The 19406-nt window shown below is 63.1% G+C and carries 16 protein-coding genes and 1 pseudogene; 8 read left to right on the forward strand and 9 right to left on the reverse strand.

Going from position 1 to position 19406, the window contains the following annotated elements:
• The coding region (locus tag E4Q23_RS09360) for an ISAs1 family transposase (protein ID WP_169066401.1) at positions 1-289 on the forward strand (289 nt) is incomplete at its 5' end.
• Here the strand turns inward: E4Q23_RS09360 and E4Q23_RS25170 are convergent.
• On the reverse strand, positions 284-688 hold the full coding sequence (locus E4Q23_RS25170; RefSeq protein ID WP_423753333.1) for a cyclic nucleotide-binding domain-containing protein: 405 nt from the start codon (positions 686-688) through the stop codon (positions 284-286). The genes E4Q23_RS09360 and E4Q23_RS25170 overlap by 6 nt on opposite strands.
• Positions 689-919: 231 nt before the next feature.
• Between E4Q23_RS25170 and E4Q23_RS09370 the strand changes: the two genes are divergently transcribed.
• Positions 920-2314 carry a cbb3-type cytochrome c oxidase subunit I gene (locus tag E4Q23_RS09370; protein ID WP_169066402.1) on the forward strand — a complete coding sequence of 465 codons (1395 nt, stop codon included), beginning with the start codon at positions 920-922 and terminating at the stop codon, positions 2312-2314.
• Positions 2311-2898: a TlpA family protein disulfide reductase gene (locus E4Q23_RS09375; protein ID WP_169066403.1), complete on the forward strand. Its 588-nt coding sequence runs from the start codon at positions 2311-2313 to the stop codon at positions 2896-2898. The genes E4Q23_RS09370 and E4Q23_RS09375 overlap by 4 nt, the downstream gene beginning before the upstream one ends.
• A 78-nt stretch (positions 2899-2976) precedes the next feature.
• Here the strand turns inward: E4Q23_RS09375 and E4Q23_RS09380 are convergent, their stop codons facing one another.
• The 3 genes from E4Q23_RS09380 to E4Q23_RS09390 all read right to left on the reverse strand — a co-directional run bounded on the left by E4Q23_RS09380 (position 2977) and on the right by E4Q23_RS09390 (position 4938).
• On the reverse strand, positions 2977-3708 hold the full coding sequence (locus E4Q23_RS09380; RefSeq protein ID WP_169066404.1) for a 2-phosphosulfolactate phosphatase: 732 nt from the start codon (positions 3706-3708) through the stop codon (positions 2977-2979).
• Between the two features lie 48 nt (positions 3709-3756).
• Positions 3757-4590: an alpha/beta fold hydrolase gene (locus E4Q23_RS09385; RefSeq protein ID WP_169066405.1), complete on the reverse strand. Its 834-nt coding sequence runs from the start codon at positions 4588-4590 to the stop codon at positions 3757-3759.
• 177 nt (positions 4591-4767) lie between these two features.
• Entirely contained in the window at positions 4768-4938 is a 171-nt protein-coding gene (locus E4Q23_RS09390; RefSeq protein ID WP_169066400.1) for a hypothetical protein, read from the reverse strand.
• Between E4Q23_RS09390 and E4Q23_RS09395 the strand changes: the two genes are divergently transcribed.
• Positions 4925-5164, forward strand: coding sequence for a sensor histidine kinase (locus tag E4Q23_RS09395; RefSeq protein WP_423753334.1), 240 nt, complete (start codon positions 4925-4927; stop codon positions 5162-5164). The two genes, E4Q23_RS09390 and E4Q23_RS09395, sit on opposite strands and share 14 nt — an antisense overlap.
• 245 nt (positions 5165-5409) lie before the next feature.
• Here E4Q23_RS09395 and fumC read toward each other — a convergent pair whose 3' ends face one another.
• Positions 5410-6810, reverse strand: coding sequence for a class II fumarate hydratase (gene fumC / locus E4Q23_RS09400; RefSeq protein ID WP_169066407.1), 1401 nt, complete (start codon positions 6808-6810; stop codon positions 5410-5412).
• A gap of 224 nt (positions 6811-7034) precedes the next feature.
• Here fumC and E4Q23_RS09405 point away from each other — a divergent pair, with 224 nt between their 5' ends.
• The gene (locus E4Q23_RS09405; RefSeq protein WP_248595343.1) at positions 7035-9656 is read left to right on the forward strand and encodes an alpha/beta hydrolase family esterase; all 2622 of its coding nucleotides are present in this window, start codon (positions 7035-7037) and stop codon (positions 9654-9656) included.
• Positions 9657-9711: 55 nt separating this feature from the next.
• Here the strand turns inward: E4Q23_RS09405 and E4Q23_RS09410 are convergent.
• Together E4Q23_RS09410 and E4Q23_RS09415 are read right to left on the reverse strand one after the other, a co-directional pair.
• Positions 9712-10489, reverse strand: a pseudogene (locus tag E4Q23_RS09410) (enoyl-CoA hydratase).
• Between the two features lie 287 nt (positions 10490-10776).
• A complete protein-coding gene (locus E4Q23_RS09415) occupies positions 10777-12243 on the reverse strand; it encodes a metal transporter (protein WP_169066409.1) in 1467 nt (488 codons plus the stop codon).
• Between the two features lie 706 nt (positions 12244-12949).
• On the opposite strand from E4Q23_RS09415, the gene E4Q23_RS09420 reads away from it, so the two are divergent.
• Complete coding sequence (locus tag E4Q23_RS09420) at positions 12950-14479, forward strand: class I adenylate-forming enzyme family protein (RefSeq protein WP_169066410.1); 1530 nt, start codon at positions 12950-12952, stop codon at positions 14477-14479.
• A gap of 135 nt (positions 14480-14614) precedes the next feature.
• On the opposite strand, the gene E4Q23_RS09425 is transcribed toward E4Q23_RS09420, so the two are convergent.
• A complete protein-coding gene (locus tag E4Q23_RS09425; protein WP_169066411.1) occupies positions 14615-16714 on the reverse strand; it encodes an LTA synthase family protein in 2100 nt (699 codons plus the stop codon).
• A 14-nt stretch (positions 16715-16728) separates the two neighbouring features.
• Positions 16729-17589: a hypothetical protein gene (locus E4Q23_RS09430; RefSeq protein ID WP_169066412.1), complete on the reverse strand. Its 861-nt coding sequence runs from the start codon at positions 17587-17589 to the stop codon at positions 16729-16731.
• 582 nt (positions 17590-18171) lie between these two features.
• Between E4Q23_RS09430 and E4Q23_RS23740 the strand changes: the two genes are divergently transcribed.
• Positions 18172-18816 carry a hypothetical protein gene (locus E4Q23_RS23740; protein WP_248595344.1) on the forward strand — a complete coding sequence of 215 codons (645 nt, stop codon included), beginning with the start codon at positions 18172-18174 and terminating at the stop codon, positions 18814-18816.
• Positions 18785-19366, forward strand: a complete 582-nt coding sequence (locus tag E4Q23_RS23745; protein ID WP_336511650.1) for a glycosyl hydrolase family 18 protein — start codon at positions 18785-18787, stop codon at positions 19364-19366. Before E4Q23_RS23740 ends, E4Q23_RS23745 begins: the two co-directional genes overlap by 32 nt.
• Positions 19367-19406 lie beyond the last annotated feature (40 nt).

The raw sequence follows: 19406 nt of genomic DNA on the forward strand, positions 1-19406 counted from the left end.
CATCAGTTCTCGCGAGTTGACCGCCGAACAACTTGCCGTCGCCGTGCGAGGCCATTGGGCCGTGGAGAATCGACTTCACTGGGTGCTCGACGTCAGCTTCGGCGAGGATGCCAGCACCATCCGCAAGGACAACGCTCCCCAGAACCTGTCGCTCCTGAAGAAGATCGTTCTCAATCTGATTCGGCTAGATACCACCGACCAGAAGAAAACCAGCTTGCGCCTGAAGCGCAAGGCAGCCGCCTGGGATGACGACTTCCGGGTGAAGATCATGGGCCTCATCAGGCTATGACAACCGAGTGCCGAGGCCCTGGGGTCGGCATCCAGTTCTTCGTTGATCGCCGCCTTCGAGATGTGCAGTAGCAGCGAGTCGGCGAGCGCCTGCGCATAGACCATGAACGGCCTGTCGGTGAACATGACTGCCTCGCCGAAGGTTTGCCCCTGCGGCAGGATGTCGACGACTTTTTTCGCCGCCTTGCGGTGAGGTGAATGCCAGCTTCACCTGGCCATAGACGATCAGGTAGAAGCCGGTCGGTGTGTCGCCCTTGTGGAACAGGATGTCGCCACGCGTGGCTTTTATTTCGCGTGTGCCGCGCGCAAGGCGCGCAATCTCCGCTTTCTCCAACTCGTTGAACAGTGGTACGTGCGCCAGTAGCGCTTCAATATTGATGCCGGGTTGGGGCGAATGCATGGGCAGTTTCCGAAACGGTCAGCCAGAAGTAGAAGTAACTGCGGGCAACAATATTCGCATGTGTATTCGCCGGGAGCAAGCTGCGCTCGGCCGTAGCACCTCGACGCCTGCCAGCGAATGACATGTAGATTTCCCGTGATAAACGCCGGGCAGCGCCGCTCGTTTGGCATATCGCGCCGCCTGGCCGTATACTCGGCCGATTTTTTGCGTGAGGCAATTGTGGATTCACACATGGTGACGCTTGGTTCGGACGCACCCCTAGTGCCGGAAATCGCTGCTGGCACGCCCGCCAGCTTGGCGCGTGCCTGGTTGTGGTTAGGGGTAATGGCGCTGATCGGCTCTGGCTTGTTGGCGGTTCTGCTGGTCCTGTCACGAACGCCGGGCATTCAGGATGTCTTCCCGCTCAAGGATTTGTTCCGTGCGGCGCTGGTGGTGCACGTCGACCTGTCGGTGGCGGTGTGGTTCATGGCTTTTGCCGCGGTCATCTGGTGTGCCGTCGGTGCTGCCGGTCTGGCGTGGCTGGGCTGGAGTGGTTTCGCCCTGGCGGCCCTGGGTACCGCGCTGATGACCGTTTCACCGTTCTTCCCGGGCGCCGAGCCGGTACTCAACAATTACATCCCGGTGTTGAAGCAGCCGCTGTTTTTTACCTCGCTGTGGATCTTTGCCGTCGGCATCACTCTGACGGTAATGCGCGGGTTGATCACCATCTGGCCGCAACGCTTTCTCGGTGAGCCACTACGCCTTGGCGCTTTCCTGGGCGCGGTCGCCGCTTTCCTGGCGCTGGCCGCATTCTACTGGTCGTGGTTGCTGGTGCCCGAGGTCGAGGGAACGATCTATTACGAAGTGATGTTCTGGGGCGGTGGGCACACCCTGCAATTTCAGCACGCGCTGCTGATGGTTGTCGCCTGGTTGTGGATCGCCGCAGCGCTCGGCTGCCCGTCGGCGGCATCGCACCGTGCGGTGTCGGTGCTGTTCCTGGTCGCCGCGCTACCGCTGCTGGCGGTGCCGGCCATCTATCTGTTGTTGCCGGTCGGTGAACTGCCGCATGTCGAGCTGTTCGCCAAACTGATGGAGTGGGGCCATCCGTATATGGGACCGCTGATCCTGCTCGGTGCCTTGTCCCTGTGGGGCGTGCGCTCCTTGCCCGCGGCACCGGCCAAGTCGGCGTTTATCGCTTCTTTCACGCTGTTCGCGCTCGGCGGTGTCCTCGGCTACATGATCCACGGCGTAAATGTTGTCATTCCGGCGCACTATCACGGCTCGACGGTTGGCGTCACGCTGGCCTTCATGGGCCTGGCCTATGTGCTCCTGCCTCGCCTCGGCTTCGGCCCGGTCGAAGGTCGCATGGCGCGCTGGCAGCCCTACGTCTATGGCGGTGGGCAACTGATCCATGTCCTCGGCCTGGCCTGGTCGGGAGGCTACGGCGTGCAGCGCAAGGTCGCTGGCGCCGAGCAGATGCTGACCACGCTGCCGCAGAAGATCGGCATGGGGATGATGGGCCTCGGCGGCCTGATCGCCGTTATCGGCGGCCTGATGTTCGTTTTGGTGTGTCTGAAAGCGATGTCACGACGGCGCGCGCAGGCAGCGGAAAAGGTGGAAAAGGTGGAAAAGGAGCGGCGGGCATGAATCAGCAGCGTGCGCTGTGGGTGGCGGTAGTCGCCGGCGTATTGACCGTGGCCACCGTGGCACTGCTCGCCTATCGCGTCCTGGTTCTCGGCGGATTGCCTCCCGGCGACACCATTCCCGACAGCTTGCGCTCGCCGCCGCAACTCTCGCCGGAAGCAGCGCAGGCCGAAGTTGACGCGATCATGACGCTGACTCTCGATGATCTTGATGGCCGCCCGCAGGCCATGGCGCAGTGGCAGGGCAAGGTCCTGGTGGTCAATTACTGGGCCAGTTGGTGCAAACCTTGCGTCGAAGAAATGCCGGTATTTTCCCGCCTGTACAGCCGCTACGCCGCGCAGGGCGTGCAGTTTGTCGGCATTGGCATCGACGAAGTCGACAATCTGCGCAGCTTCGTCAAGGCGACGCCGGTTTCCTATCCGCTGCTGCTGGGCGGCAAGAATGCCGGCGAGACGCCGGGCCTGCAGGTGAAGGCGCTGCCGTATACGGTGGTCATCGGGCGCGATGGGCGCTTCGCAAGCAGTCGCCTGGGGCGGCTGGATGAGGCGACACTCGAGCCGATGCTGAAGGAGCTGATCGGGAAGTAAGCGGACTAAGCTGTTTGAGCTGTTTGAGCTGGCGGTTGCTGGTGACCGATTGCTGCGGCGAGCATGGGGACGCGGCAGCTAGTTGCGGCCGGGGTGAGAGCGGTCTGCGCTGACCTGAGCGCGGTGAAGTTGCAGCCGGCCGTCCGAACGCGTGGCGCGCAGAGCAAAGTCGAAGCGATCGGCGTGCGCGCAGAGGCTGAGATCGCTGGCAGGCAGGTTGGCGTTGCTGTCGGCCTGAAAGCGCCGCCCGAAATCGGAGTTGCGCACGCGGGCGGCGTACACTTCTGGATCGGGGTCTTCGCCGTGCAGCAGGGCTTCAATATAGTCTGCGCAAGCGATATCCTCGTCACCATCGCGGTCGACCCATTCGCCGGTGATCACGAAACAGACCTCGGCAGGCTGCAAGGCGAGAAGCGCCTGTGCCGTCGCCCGCCCGAGGACCAGGCTGCCGGCGAACAAGGCGCGGCAGGAGCTGAATCGCAGCAGCCCGCGAACTCCCGCGGCAGTGGTCTGAATGAGTGGTCGCCCGGCCAGCTTGGCGCCCTGCAAGGCAGACGGCGAATTGCCGAAGTCGAAACCGGGTATCGGGTCGCCACCGCCTACCGCGCCAGTGGTCAGCGCGTCCGGCAGCGCGTGTTGCAGGTGAAAGGCTGCGGAGATCGTTTCCACCGGGTAGATGGTACTGGCGCCAGCGGCGAGAGCGTAGGCGGCCGTCGAGAAAGAACGCAGCACGTCAATCACCACCACGGCATCCTCGGGCTCGTGTTGTCCGGGATCGAGGCGGTTCAGGAAGAGGCGGCGGGTGTGCATGCTTGCTTCAAACCCCTGTTCAACAAGACGAAAAGAACGATTGAGGCCTCAAGGTGAATCAATGAATTCGCGTAGATCGCGGACGAAGCGGTCGCGCTCCCACTGGTGCGGAGAGTGGTCCGTGCCTGCGTAGACATGCAGGATGGCACCGGCGATGCGGTTCTTGACGTAGTGTGCAGTTTCGCTACGGTAGTAATTGCTGTCGCCGCCGTAGACCAGTAGCGCCGGGATGTCGATACGTTCGAGAACGGACCGGTAATCGGCTTCGGTCAGGCTCTCCCAGCAGGCAATCAGCGGCTTCGCATCCTGCGCGCTCAGCCACTGCCGCGCTTTCTCCAGACCGGGCGAGTTTTCGTGATACTTCTGCCTGGCGCGGACATTGAGTCCCATGCCGCCAAGGCGAAGAACCGATTCGGCGAAGTCGTCTTCCAGATGCTTCAGGAAGGCTTGCGACTGCTCACGGTCGAAGTTGCCGTAGATGCCGTTGGACCAACTGTCATCGGTCAGCAGTTTTGGCGACTGGTCGATGAAGACCAGCTTGTGCAGATTCCGGCAACCGTGTTCGCCGATGTACTGCCAGAGAGTCAAGGCACCCATCGAGTGGCCGACGACCACCAGTTTGTCGAGTGCATAGTTCTCGATCAGGTTGTTCAGGTCTTGCGCCATGCGTTGCACGGTAGGCACCGTGGCCTGCGTCAGGCGGTGGCCACCATGACCGCGGGCATCCCATCGGAATACACGGTGGTGGGCGGTCAGTGCTTCGAGGAAGGGCTGCCATTCGCGGTGGCTGGCGGTCCAGCCGTGCAGCATGAGGATTGGCGAGCCATCGCCGGAAACCTGTACGTGGATTTTTTCGCCATCGTCGGCAAAGAAATGCGTCATAGAAGGGGATCAGCAGGAAAAATGCCAGGGTGTCACAAGCAGGTGACAACGGCAACAATAATTGCCATCTCGCAAGAAAGGTTTGGCTGTCAATTGCCGAGTGAGGAAATCCTCGAAGTTTTCGCCACCGACCTGGATCTGAACGCCCAGGGACTCGACGTCTGGCTGGGCGCTCGCTCAGCGCCCGGTACGCGTCGAAAGAAGCGGCGTCGCGCGGGCGGCAATAGTGCGGGTGCAGCCGTCACCGAACAGCGCGGTCGGGCCGCCGATTTTGCAGTAGATGCCGCTGTCGCGAGTCGGAATGGCGCCTTCGACGACCAGCAGGGAGGCGCCCTTGTTCGCGGCCATGATCGTCCTGCACTTTGCCGACAATGGCGCGGGCATCACCGAGGCCAATTTGGCGCGTCTCTTCGATCCCTTCTTCACCACCAAGCCGGTCGGGCAGGGTGGCCGGGGTCTCAGGCTGTCGATCGGCTATGGCATCGTCGAACCCCAGGGCGGCCGACTGGAAGCGGCGAACCGGCCGCAGGGTGGCGCTCTGTTCACCCTGAGCCTGCCTCTGGCGCCGCGCTAACGGTCATGACATGTCAGGATACCCCGGATCATGAAATTCATGACCGTTTCCCCCTCTTCCCCGACCCTGCTCCCGCGAGCCGAGAAGGGAGTTTCGTGAGTCGCATTCGCGACTTTCACATTAACGGTCATGACACGTGGAGACACCCCAAATCATGAAAGTCATGACCGTTTCCCTCTTCCCCCTGCCCCTTCTCCCGCAAGGGAGAAGGGGAGTTTCGTGAGTCGCTTGCGCGACTTTTCACATTAAGCTGGGTCACCGCCGCCGGTCATTTCTCGCGCTTTAACCCAGCGGTCGAAGTCCTCGCCACTGACGTACTCCAGCTCCAGCGCTGCTTCGCGTAGCGTGCTGCCGGCATGGTGTGCGCGCTTGGCGATCTCGGCGGCGCGGTCGTAGCCGATGTGCGGTGCCAGCGCGGTGACCAGCATCAGCGAGCGCTCCAGCAACTCGCCGATGCGTTCGCGTCTGGCCTCGATGCCGCCAACGCAGTGCGCCTCGAAGCTGTTCATGCCGTCGGCCAGCAAGCGCACACTTTGCAGAAAGTTGTGGGCGATCAGCGGCTTGAAAACATTCAGTTCGAAGTTGCCGGAGGCGCCGCCGATGCCGATTGCGACGTCGTTGCCCATCACCTGGCAGCAGAGCATGGTCAGCGCCTCGCACTGCGTCGGGTTGACCTTGCCGGGCATGATCGAACTGCCTGGCTCGTTTTCGGGGATGCTGATCTCGCCGAGGCCGCAGCGCGGTCCCGATGCCAGCCAGCGGATGTCGTTGGCGATCTTCATCAGCGCGACGGCCAGCGTCCTGAGCGCGCCGTGTGCAGCGACCAGGCCATCGTGCGCCGCCAGCGCCGCGAACTTGTTGCTTTCCTCGATAAAGGGCAGGCCGCTTTCGCGGGCGAGTTCCGCGCTCACGCGCGCGCCAAAGTCTGCGGCGGTGTTGAGGCCGGTGCCGACCGCGGTGCCGCCAATGGCCAGCGGGTACAGCGAGGCCAAGGCGTCTTCGATCACCGCTTCGGCATGTTCGAGCTGGGCGACGTAGCCGGAAAACTCCTGACCCAGGGTCAGCGGCGTTGCGTCCTGGAGGTGAGTGCGGCCGATCTTGACGATGTCCGCAAAGGCTGCCGACTTGGCCGCCAGCGTCGTGCGTAGCCGGGCCAGTGCTGGCAGTAGTGCGCGCGTAATGCCGAGTACCGCCGCCACATGGATGGCCGTCGGAAAGACGTCGTTCGACGACTGGCCGCGATTGACGTCGTCGTTGGCGTGCACGCAGCGCTTCGCGCCGCGTTCGCCGCCGAGCAGTTCCGACGCGCGGTTGGCCAGGACCTCGTTGATGTTCATGTTGCTCTGCGTACCCGAGCCGGTCTGCCAGACCGAGAGCGGAAACTCCTGGCGATGGCGGCCGAGCAGGATTTCCTCGGCGGCAGCAGCGATCGCCGTTGCCTTGCTCTCCGCCAACAACCCGAGCGCGCAGTTCACACGCGCGCAGGCCGACTTGACGGTGGCGAGGGCGAGCACCAGCTCCTCGGGCAGGCGCTCGCTGGAGATGTCGAAGTGTTCGAGTGAGCGCTGCGTCTGCGCTCCCCAGAGGCGATCGTTGGCTACCTCGATGCTGCCGAACGAGTCCTGTTCCCGGCGCGTCGTGCTCATTGCCGGTATCGCCGCGGGTGGGGATTGGTTTGCCGGAATCGGCGCATCGCCTTTTCTCCTGACTGATGGAAGCGCGAATCATAGCTTCCGGGCCTGGCTACGGCTAGTAACGGCTAGTAACCGCCAGTCATCGGTTCCGGCCGATTTGCCAAAAATAAATTGTTAGATGTCACTTACTAAAAAAAATAGGTGCATCTCGGCCGGGCGCGTGCTATCGTTACTCCATGGTTAATCGACTGGCACGTTACGAATTCAGCGAACGACTCGCCGACCTGCTCGGCGAGTCGCGGCGCGACCTGCGCTTTCGGGTCACCCTGATGGTCACCGGCGGGCTGGTGGCTCCTGGCCCCCGCGGTCGTGGTTCGCCACCGGCGACGCCGCAGTACGCGGCGCAGTTGTTGATCGGCGCGATGGCGGCACCGCAGCAGGCGCAGACCATCGAAGCCATCCGCTGCTATGAGGATTTGCGGCCGGCGGCGGTCGCGCCGGGGGGGAATACTCCCCGTGTCCTCTTCGGTCCGGCAGTGGCAAGGACCGACGCCGAGGAGCCACCGGCGGCGGCGATTGGCCTGCACGGCATGCGCTTTGGCGAAGCGCTGGCTCAGCTTCTGGAACTGGCCTGTGCCGAGGAGACGCGCGCCATCGTTGCCGGCGAACTTTTTGGCGTCTGGATCAACCGTGGTTGTCCGGTTGCCTCACTGCAATTCAGCGCCTGGTGGCAGGGCCGCCGCGCCGTCTTCAGTCACACCTATGGCCTGGCCCCGGGCGCTGCCCCGCCGGCCTGGCTTGACCCCCAGCGTGGTGGATTGGTCGATCCAGGGCTGTTCCACACCGTTTTCCTGCCGGTCCGCAAATTGATCGAGATCGGTTCGCTTACCACCTTGTCCGATGACAGGAGTAGTCCAATGCTGAACAAACTGGGCAACAAAATGGCCGCCATTGCGAATATGGCAAAACTCGCTGCCAAGACGCCGCACGGAAGTCGCTGGGAGAAGCTTCTCTCGACGCTGGCCTCGGTAAAAGCCTGGTCCGACCAGGTCGACGCGCAGGAAAGCCGCTTGCGCGAAGTCAGCGCCTTCGGCAGTAATCCCGGTGAATTGAAGATGTACACCTATCTCCCCGAGGGGCTGCCAGCGAACGCCCCGCTGGTCGTCGTCCTGCATGGCTGTACGCAGAGCGCCGCCTCCTACAACAAGGGCAGTGGCTGGTCGACGGTCGCCGATCGGCATGGTTTCGCGCTGCTCTTTCCGCAGCAGCAATGGAACAACAATCCGCTGTGCTGCTTCAACTGGTTCCGCCCCGAAGACAACGAACGCGAACGTGGCGAGGCGCAGTCGATCGTACAGATGGTCGACAAGATGGTGGTCGAGCACGGCCTTGATGGTTGCCGGGTCTATGTGACCGGCACCTCGTCCGGTGGCGCCATGACGGCGGTGATGCTGGCCAGCTATCCGGAAGTCTTTGCCGGTGGTGCAGTCATCGCCGGGGTACCCTACCGCACGGCCACGGGCTTGCAGGAGGGGCTGGAGAGCATTTTCCAGGGGCGAGTACGTTCTGGCCAGGAATGGGGGGCGCTGGTGCGCGCCGCGTCTGCACACCAGGGGCCGTGGCCGACGCTGTCGGTGTGGCACGGCGATGCCGACACAGCGGTGAAGCCGGTCAATGCCGAAGAGCTCATCAAGCAGTGGGCCGACGTGCACGGGCTGGACGCCAGGCCAAGCATCGAGATGCGCATTGACGGCTATCCGCGCCGGGTCTGGCAGGGCGCCGACGGCGAGGAGTTGATCGAGTCCTACACGATTACCGGTATGTCGCACGGCGCGGCGCTCGATCCCGGACCCGAGCCGCATCAGTGCGGCACCGCGGCGCCGTTCTTCAACGCCGTCGGGATTTCGTCTACCCACCGTATTGCCGATTTCTGGGGCCTGCTTGCCGAGCGCCCGGCAAGCGCGCAGGCGCCCGGAGTCGTCGAAGGCGCCGGCGCGCGGGCAGCGAATACGGCGGCCGAGTCTGCTGCGGAAACGGCAGCGGCAGCGGAGCCTGCTCCGGCGGGCGCCAGTCGTGCCCGCCCCGTCGGTGTCGCTGAGCCCTTGCTTCGCGAGGAGCCCTCTGCAGGCGCAGGCGCCGGGAAGGCGCACGCGGGGCGCGCTGAAGAAGCGTCGGGGACTGCACATCGCGCCCTGGGTCTCGATGTGCATGGCATCATTTCGGCATCGCTGCAGGCGGCGGGACTGCTCAAGCCGGGCAGCCGGCCACGCAGTTCCGCGCCACTGGGCATCGATGTTCCGGGAATCATTTCCACCGCGCTGGAAGCGGCGGGAGTGCTCAAGGGCGGTGCGCAGCGTTCAGGTCCGTTCAGCCCGTTTAGCCCGGAAACCTTGCGCAGCGCTGGCTGGGAAGGCGCCGGCTGGGATTTGCTGCACGATGATGCGCGTGCTTTTCGCGGTGGGTCGATGCTCTACGGGCATGCTTCGTCAGGCGATTCCGGGGCCGTCGGCGCGCGCGCGCAATCGATCTCGCGGCGTCTCACGCTCGGTCCGCGGCCGGAGCTGAGCTATGTGCGGCGGCTGGACCTGAACGCTGCGGTCAATGACTACACCAGCGCCAGCTTCAGGGTTCTGGTCGATGGCATTGTCGTCGATGAAGTTACGGCGATTGGTATGGTCCACCAGGAGAACGAATGGCTGCGTCAGTCAGCGCTCGATCTGGCGCGTTTTGCCAACCGTGAGGTGACACTGACGCTCGAAGTGGCGGCCTATTCGAACATCTACAGCACGGTGTATGCCAAGGCCTGGGTGGATCAGGTGACGATCAGCAATACGGTCGATGTTGCGGCGCATTGCTGATGCTGGTGGGCAATACGCCGCGCGGGGCTGCAAGGCTCCGCGCGGTTTTTTACGTTCAGCGGTTGGTGAAAGCCGCTTTACGTTTTTTCGACGAAGGCGGTCATGCCTTCTTTCTGATCGTCGAGGGCAAAAGCCGAGTGGAAAGCACGCCGTTCGAAGAGCAGGCCTTCGTTGAGCGAGCTCTCGTAAGAACGATTGATGCACTCCTTGATCATCATCACCACCGGTAGCGAGAAACCGGCGATGCGGGTAGCGGTCGACATCGCCTCGTCGAGCAGCTTGTCGGCCGGCACGACGCGCGAAACCAGGCCAGAGCGTTCGGCTTCCTCGGCGTCGATATTGCGCGAGGCGAGGCACATTTCCATCGCCTTGGCTTTGGAGATGGCGCGTGGCAGGCGTTGCGTGCCGCCGGCGCCGGGCAGGATGCCCAGGCGCACTTCCGGCTGACCAAACTGCGCCGTGTCGGCGGCCAGGATGATGTCGCACATCATCGCCAGTTCGCAGCCACCGCCGAGGGCGTAGCCGGCGACTGCCGCAATTACCGGTTTGCGGCAATTCTTGACGCCTTCCCAGTTACGGCTGATGAAATCGCCTTTGTAGGCTTCCATGTACGTCAGCGATTGCATTACCGTGATGTCGGCGCCGGCCGCAAAGGCCTTGTCCGAGCCGGTGATGACGATCGCCCCGATATTCTCGTCGGCCTCGTAGGCGGCCAGCGCGCTACCCAGCTCGTCCATCAGTTCATCGTTGAGGGCGTTCAGCTGCTTCGGGCGATTGAGGGTGATCAGGCCGACTTTTCCACGGACTTCGGCGATGATGTTGACGTAACTCATAAAGGAAATCTCCAGATTCAAAATGGGTGATATTGAGTATCCACGACAAGGTGGGCACTCCTGTTGCTGCGCTTGACTTGGTTGTGCTGCTTGCCGCGACCGCTATCATGAACGCCTTATGCCGCCGTCGCGTGCTCTGCCGTCGTTTTTTTCGCTGTACGCGAAGCCTGGCCAGAAGCGACGCGGCCGACCTAGACGATTCTCGTCGGGCCGGCCGCGTGATCTACAGCGGGTCAGAAGGCGATCGTCAGGTGCACGGCGCCGTCATTCCCTGGGATCCTCACTGCTCAGGAAATGTCCATCTGGAACTTCACCGGGCCGCGCGCCGCTTTGCCATTGGCGTCGGTGAACTCGCCGGTCACCGGTGCCTTCTTGCCATACGGGCTGGTCAGAATGGCGACGTGACCACCGTAGAAAGCGACCGACTCGAGACCGTCCCAGCCTTCCAGGAACTTGTTGCCGGCGGTGGCGCAAGCCGGCGTGACCAGGTCGTCCTTGATCGCGTAGTTCTGGTACCACGGCACTTTCAGGTCGATCAGGCTCTTGATGTTCAGCGGCTGGTCGAAGAGTTTCACCGGCAAGCTGCCATCGTCGGCAATAGCGTCCTGGAAGGTATGCGAACTCATGTTGGCGATGGCTAGTGGCAGGTGCACACGTTCCTTGAGCAGCCAGCGGAACAGGGCGGCGGGCGTCTTGCCCGGGTTCATGCCGGTGGCGCGCTGCAGCGAGGCCTGATCGAGCACCTTGACCAGCGGCGTTTCGCGGTCGATGGCCACAAAGCGCATGCCCAGGCTGAGCAGGTAGCCGTTGGCGACCTTGTTGCCGCTCGGCAGGGTGGTGGTGACAAAGTCGTGGTGCATCTGCGGCATGCCGCTGATAGCATCGCTGTAGGTGCCGTCAACCGGCGTTACGTTGGTGATCAGGGCGTCGCAGACATCCTGCAGCTTGCCCGAGAGGATGTTCATCATGCAGATGTAGCCGCCCTGGCAAGTACCGTTCAAGGTGACTTTCTTGCCGTCGTTGAGCTCCATGATCTTGGCGCAGAGCTGGCGTGTCTGCTCGCAGTCCTCCTCCGGCGTCATCGTTTGCACCTTCTCGGTGGTCATGATGTCCTTGACGACGCGGACGTAGGTCGGAATGCCCTCGTTGGCAAAGGAGTGGCTGTAGCTCTTGTTCTCGAAAGGCAGGAAGGCCAGGATATGTACGCCGAGCATGTACGGCGGAACGAGCATGACCGGCTTCAGATCCTTGCGGACCTCGACGCCTTCTTTCAGCGGCAGCACCTGGTAGAGATCAAAGCTGTCTGTTTCGTGAACCAGTTTGTAGTTGGGAGTATCGAAGTGGAAGCCGAACTCGTCGCCAATGGCCTCGATCTGTTCGTTGAAGTTGGCAACCGCTTCCATGATTTCGGCTTCGCGGCGCATGTAGCCGCCGAGCTTCTCACCGTCGGAATTCAGGATCGTGTTCAGATAGGCACGGGTGCCTTCTTCAATCTGGTCGAAAGCGTAGTCGGCCATCTTCTCCTGCATGCCGGCAGATCCCTTGCGGGCCAGGCCGACACTATGTTCCATGACCTCGAAGCTTTCCAGCATGCTCATCGGGTTGTCGCGTGCGGCGGTCATGGCGATGTGCGCGGCAATGAACATATTGTCATTGAACTCGCCGACTTCGCGGTTGGAAGCGCGCGTCATCGCCAGCATGTATCTCCACCAACTCGTGGTGAAATCCGGCATTTCCCGTAGCAGTGAATACATATCCTTACCTCCAGCAATAAAATGAATCAAAACGAGCCAGCCCAAGCGGGGCGGCCCACGCGTACCCTGGTCCCGCCGGCAGTCCTGATCGTAGTGGACTGGCCGCGGACGATGATCCTGTTGGTCCTTGTTGCCAAGCTGCAAAGCACTGAATCGGTGCCGCATATCTCGCCAGCGTCGGCCGGTGCCAGCCGACCTTGAATGAGCTGAAACGACCCCGAAAACGAGCGCCATTCCGCACCGCACAATTCATTCTACTCCTCTGAGCCGGATTTGTTCACCCGGGCGACACTAATGGCTAATATTATCCGATAGATGGCAAAAAAGACCACAGCACCACCGTTTCAGCCCTTGGGCCAGCGCGGCGGAGGGCTTTCTACGGGTCGAGTCGCCAGCGAAAGTAGCTATGCGTGGCTTTTCGCTGTTGCCCGTGATGGCGTTATATGGTATTGGTATGTTGCGCTGCGATGCCGGTGCTCACGGCACGGCTTTCAGCCGAACCACTTGCTGGCGCAGCCCGGGTTCATGGGCCGCAGTGCTGCAGTGCGGCAATGCCGCGCCTAGGCATATCTCCCGGCGGCAGGTCAGGCCTGCCTGGTGCGTGCAGCGAGTTGCGCTCGTCGCCGATGTGCCGCGGAGTCAGTTCAAATTGAGGGCTGGCGCGCTTCGGTACGCGCGCCCCGGGTTTCGTCACAGGGAGGAAAAAATGCTGCAACTAGCGACGCTCATCAAACACCACGCGCAGTTTCGGCCGGATCAGGTCGCGGTCGTCTTCGAGCAGGAGCGTCTCACCTGGCGCGAGTTCGAGGCGCGCGTCAGCCAATGCGCTCGCTTGCTGACCTGGCTTGGCGTGCGCAAGGGTGACCGCGTGGCGACCGTCTTGTCGAACTGCCGCGAATTGCTCGAAGTCTACTGGGCCGTGCCGTCGATCGGCGCCGTCCTGGTGCCGCTCAGCCCCTTGCTGATGCCCTCTGGTCTCGCCAGTCTGCTGCGTGACTCGGGTGCCAACTGCCTGATCACGCAGCGTTCGATGGCGCCGATGCTCGATCAGGTGCGTGCCGAGCTGCCCGACCTGGCTGCCGCTCACGTGCTGATGGTTGACGGTTCGATAGCCGATTACCCCGACTACGCGTCGCTGCTCAAGACCTGTCCGCAAGGCGGCAGCGAGCCAGTGCGGGTCGGCGCCGACGATATTTTCAACATCATGTATACGAGCGGCACGACCGGACTGCCGAAAGGAATCATCCACAGCCATTTCGTCCGCTCGATGTACGGCACCTTGTTCGCGTCTGCCTGGCGGATGACTTCGGAGTCGGTGGTGCTGCACACCGGTGCAATCGTCTTCAACGGCGCCTTCGTGACCCTGATGCCGTGCTTCTATCTCGGCGCGCGCTACCTCCTGCAGCGCCAGTTCGACGCTGAAGAAGCCATCGAAATCATCGCCCGCGAGCGCGTTACCCACACCATGATGGTGCCGGCGCAAATCATCGCGGTGCTCAATGCACCGAATTTTTCGCCCGAGAAGCTGGCCTCGCTGGAAATGATTCTCTCGCTCGGTGCGCCGCTGTACCAGGAGTACAAGGACCTGCTCAATCGCCTCTTGCCCGACCGCTTCTACGAACTTTACGGCCTCACCGAAGGTTTCTGGACCATCCTCGACAAGACACAATCGCTGCGCAAATCGGGTTCGGTGGGCCGGCCGCCCGCGTTCTACGAGATGCGCATCGTTCGTGAAGACGGCAGCGACGCACCGGCCGGCGGAGTCGGCGAGATCGTCGGCCGTGGACCTTCGCTGATGGGCGGCTACTACGGTCGCCTCGACTTGACCGAGCAGGCGATTCGTGACGGCTGGCTATTCACCGGTGACCTCGGCTATCGAGACGGTGAGGGCTATCTCTACCTCGTCGATCGCAAGAAAGACATGATCGACAGCGGCGGCGTCAAGGTCTACCCGAAGGATGTCGAGGAAGTCGCCGCCCGCCACCCGGCGGTCAGGGAAGTCGCCGTCTTCGGCGTGGCGCACGAAAAATGGGGCGAAACACCGGTCGCTGCCGTCGTCCTGAATAGCGGCGCCTCGATCACCGCCGCCGAACTGCGCGACTGGATCAACGAACGCGTCGGCGCCCGCTACCAACGCCTGCACGCCCTGCAGATCATGGACGACTTCCCGCGCAACGCCGCCGGTAAGACGCTGAAGCGCGAAATGCGCGACGCTTATCAGGCGGCGGCAGGCTAGGGCGGCTGAAGTGCTTGGCCTGCGCCGCGCTGATCACCGGCGCGGGCTACGCCTTAGGGGTTGTCATTGGGCGCGGAGTCAACAGGCAATCGCCGTGTGATGGCGGCCCCATGGCGAGCAAGGAAAGCGCTCGGCTCAGGGCTGCTGGCCCTTCGCCGTTTCCACTCCGGCGGTATTCTCCAGCAAGCTCCTGGTGGCAATTTGCAGGAAGGCTTCGAGCCTGGTTTTCAACTCCGGGGCGAGGTCGAGCGGAATGCGTTCGGCTTTCGGATTGGCACCCAGCTGGTAGCTGTAGAGGCGCGGCTCGAAGCCCTTGGGCTCGATCAGGATGCGCTGCGGGGTGACCAGAGCGACGGTCTGATCGCCGCCCGAGGGCTTGATCACACCGATGCCAAGGTCGCATTCCGGCAGATTGAGCAGGTCGCGTCCCCAGCACTGATGGCGTACCGTGCCGCCAAGGCGGCCCATGATCGTCGGCACCACGTCGACCTGCGTGCCGACGTGGTGATTGTGGCTGCCAAACTTTTCCTGAATTCCCGGAGCGATCAGCAGCAGCGGCACATTGAAGCGGAAGAGATCCATTTCGGTCAGTTGCTGGTCGCTGCCGAAGCCATGGTCGCCGACCACGACGAACAGGGTGTGCTTGTAATACGCTGACTTGCGGGCTTTCGCGAAGAACTCGCCGAGCGCCCAGTCGGCATAGCGCATGGCGGTCAGGTGTTCGCTGAAAGTGCCGCGATCGGTGACCGGCTTGACCGGCAGGTTTTTCGGCAGTGCGTAGGGGGTGTGGTTGGAAAGAGTCTGCACCAGCGCATAGAAAGGCTTGTCGGCAGGCATCTTGTCGAGCTCGGCGGCGGCGCGGTCGAACATGTCCTGATCCGAAACGCCCCAGGTCGGGTCCATATACACCGGGTTGACGAAATCTTCACGACCGATGAAGCGGGTCATGCCCTGGTTGCTGAAGAAGCCGGACTGGTTGTCCCACTGGAAGTTGCCGTTGTACACGTACAGGTTGTCGTAGCCGCGCGCGCTGAGCAGCTGCGGCAGACCGGAGAACCTGTGCGCGCCTTCCGGGGTGCGCATCAGGTACTCGAAGCCGGGCAGGTTCGGAAAACAGGCCATGGTGGCGAACATGCCCTGGTGGGTGTGCGTACCATTGGAGAAGAAGCGGTCGAAGAGCAGGCCTTCTTTGGCCAAAGCGTCGAAGTGCGGGGTGATGTCGCCCGTGCCGCCCAGCGCGCCGACGAAACGGCCGGCGAAGCTTTCCATCAGAATCACCACCACGTTGCGAATCGGCAGCGTACGCTCGGCGGGTGGAGTGAAGTCACGGCGGATGGCCGCGCTGTCGGCGTCGACCAACTGGTCGTGCGGCGTCAGCAGCAGTTGGCGTACGGTCTGCAGCGCCTGTTCGTCGGGCATGGTCGCTTGCCAGGTATTGCTACGCTGTGAGGACATGCTGGCCTCGGCTGCGGAAAGCAGCGTCAGCGAACCGTTCAGGCCCAGCTGATTGGCGAACATCGAACTGGTGGTATAAGCGTCACCCCAGCGTAGCGGCGGACCTTGACGCAGGTGGCCGCGGGCGGCGACCACGGCAAGCAGTGCGCAGAGGAGGAACAGGCCGGTTCGCCAGTACCAGGTCGGTGCGGCGTAGCTCGGCTGCGGCGGCGATGCCTCTGGCGCCGCCGGGATTGCCGGCCGGCTGAGCCGATCGAGGCCCTTGAACAGTCTGGCCAGCAGCCAGGTGGCGGCCGCCCAGGCCAGCAGGTAGCGGCCAACCGGGAAGCCGTTCCACAACATGCTTCCCACCGTGGCCAGGTCTTCCTCGAAATACTGGAACATCAGGCCGTTCAGGCGCTGGTGGAATTCGCGGTAGAAATCCAGTTCGCTAATGCCGAGCAGCAGAGTGAAACTGGCGAAGGCGGTCAGCCACCCGCGCAGCAGGCCGCGGGCGGCCATGGCGCGGATGCTGAGCAGCGCCAGCAGCAGTGGCGTGAGCGCATAGACCACCAGGCGCACATCGAAACGCAGGCCATTGTAGAAAGCCTCGATAAAGGTCGCCGCTGGAGTGCTGCCGATCAGTTCGCGGTTGTAGAGCAGCAGCGCCAGGCGCAACAAGGTGTACAGCGTGAGCAGCGCGGCGGCGCTGAGGAGGGTGAAGGCGAGGTGACTTTTCAGGGTCGGCTGGCTGATGTGGCGGCTGAGCGGCGGGCTGCGCTGGGCGAGGGTGGCGGTCATGGTTGCTCAGAGTTTCAGAATGAGGCGGGGCGGGCGAGTTTCAGGATGCGCTGGCGCCCCTGTTCGGCCAGCAGGTAACTGCCGGCAGCGAGGGGAATGATGGTTTGCGCGGAACGCAGGTGGGTCAGGATGACCTGCAGCTGGCCGCTGGTGTCGAGCAGCAGCACACGTGCCATGTGCGTTGCGTCCTCGGTGATCCAAAGGCCATCCGTAGTGCATTGTACAAAACCGGGTGCGTTGAGGCCATCGGCGACGACGATGTCCGGGCCCTTGGCCTGCCATTGCTTGACCCAGCCCTGGCGCTTCTCGGTATAGAACAGCCGGCCGTCGGCGCACAGGCTGACGCCCTCGCCATCGTCCAGCCCGTCACGAAGCACGCTCAGTTCACCGCTGTCGGGGGTAAAGCGCAACAGGCGGCCCGGCCGCGCATCCTCGATGGCGTAGAGCACCTGGCCGTCGGTGGCGATGCCCTCGATGCCGTTGCCCTCGAAAAGCGTCTCGGTCTGGCCGTTGCGCAGCCACAGCACCGGCAGCTTGCCACCTTCCTGGCCGGTCACCAGGCCGCCACGGAAAATCACCTGGCCGTCCGGTTTGGAAAGCCCGCTGAGTATCTCCGTGAGGTCGCCGTCGGGCGTCAGTTTGAGGATCTTGCCCTTGCCGCTGGCGATCTCCTGGCTGATGTAGAGACCGCCCTGGCCGTCCAGTGCCAGCGCGCTGACCATGGGAATCTCGTCGCGATAGACCTGCACCTCCCAGCCCGCCGCGGCAGTCACCGGGTAGAACTGCCGCCAGCTGGCATGGATCAGATACAGCGTCAGGGCGGCGCCGAAGACGGCGAGAGTTGCGCGCCAGTAAGGCTTCAGGAGCAAGGGCATGCTTTCGTCTTTCCTTTGTATTCGGTATCTGAAGTCGCGTCGGCGATCGGCAGGCTGGCGTTGTCGCCAGATCTTGCCGGCCTAAGTGGTGTCAATGATGGGTGCAAAAACGACGGTCTCTGCGACTCTGTCGAAATTTCTTGGTGGTCGCTCCTTTGATGCACGTTAATGCACGCGAAAGTCGCGTGGGAGCGAAGATAGCGAGCGGGAATTAGGGGAAGCTTAGGGGCAAGGGCTTACTGCTGATCCGGCGTGGACAGGAATCGTGCGCTAATGCTGGACAGCGGACAAGATCCGCATTCCTGCCGCCAGATGTTCTCCATGCACCCTACCGTTAATGTGAAAGTCGCGCATGCGACTCACGAACCTCCCTTCTCCCCCTGCGGGAGAAGGGCCGGGGGGAAGAGGGGGACGGTCATGACTTTCATCATCCGGGGGTATCTCGACTGTCATGACCGTTAGCTCGCGAACCGACAATCGGGGGTGACGCCGCGCGCGGCGTTTTCGCTCCCGCAGCAGGAAGACCAGCCCGCCAGTGCGGGTGGTGCGTGAAGCGCATTTTCACAGGCCGCTGATCTCCACATGTCGCAGCCCTCATCCGTCGCCCCATCGCTCAGGTCAGACGGCGGCCCAAAAATCGCCGCAGCCGTATTTTTCGATCCGGCCAAAAAGCGCTGGCCGCGTCTCCGCCTGGGCATGCTGCTGGTCGGTGTCGCCCTGACCCTGCTTCTCGGCGGACTGCGGCTCAGTGTTCTGGCAGCGCCGGTCTTGCCGGCGCTACGTCTGCCGAACGTCAGTTTTCTGCCGCACGGCGCGCACGCCGTGCCGGATATCCCGGCGCTCGCTCCCGAACGACCCACGACCCGCCGCGAACGCGCCTTGCGTAACGAGCAGCTCAAACTCGCCCGCGAGCGTGAGCGCAGCCTGCGCCAGCTGCTACAGCCAGCGCGCGCGAACGCCGCGAACGCCGCGAACGTGGATCACCAGCCCTTGGCGATTGGCTTCTTCGTCAACTGGGACGATGCCAGCATGAGTTCGCTGAAGGAGACCCTCGGCAGCCTGGATACGGTGATCGCCGAGTGGCTGCACCTGGCGGGTGAGGACGGCACGCTGCGCGAGAACGATGCGCTGCGCACCGCACACGTCAGCGACTACATTCGCGCCCGCCGACCCGACCCGACCCGACCTGTCGCTGGTGCCGCTGGTCAACAACTGGAACGGCCATGAGTGGGAAGGCGCCAAACTGGGACGCATGCTCGCCGATCCGGCTGCACGCAAGCGAACGATCGAGCAGATTCTCGTCTTGGTCGAAGCGCATCGCCATGCCGGCATCAGCATCGACTTCGAGAATATTGCCGCCAAGGCGCAAGCCGACTTCCAGCGCTTCATGGCCGAGCTGTGTGCGGTGATGCATCCGCGCAAGCTGCTGGTGTCGGTCAACGTGCCGGCTGCCGACGCCGCTTTCGATTACCGCCGCCTGGTGCGCAATGCCGACTATCTGATCCTGATGGCCTACGACGAGCACTGGGCCGACGGCTCGCCGGGGCCGATCGCCAGTCTGCCGTGGTTCGCGCGCGTCCTGCGCGCCAGGCAACGCGACATCCCGGCCGAGAAAATGATCGTCGCCATCGGCAACTACGCTGACGATTGGGGCCCCCGGCCAGCCGGCCGAGGAGCGCACTTGCGAAGAGGCCGTTCTCATTGCCAAGGAATCGGACGGCAAGCCGCGGCTCGACCCCGCCTCGCTCAACCCGACCTTCTCTTGCGCCGACGATGACGATCGCCGCCATCACGTCTGGCTGCTCGATGCCACGACT

This window comes from Candidatus Accumulibacter phosphatis (genome assembly GCF_012939955.1).
GTDB classification, from domain to species: Bacteria; Pseudomonadota; Gammaproteobacteria; order Burkholderiales; family Rhodocyclaceae; genus Accumulibacter; species Accumulibacter delftensis.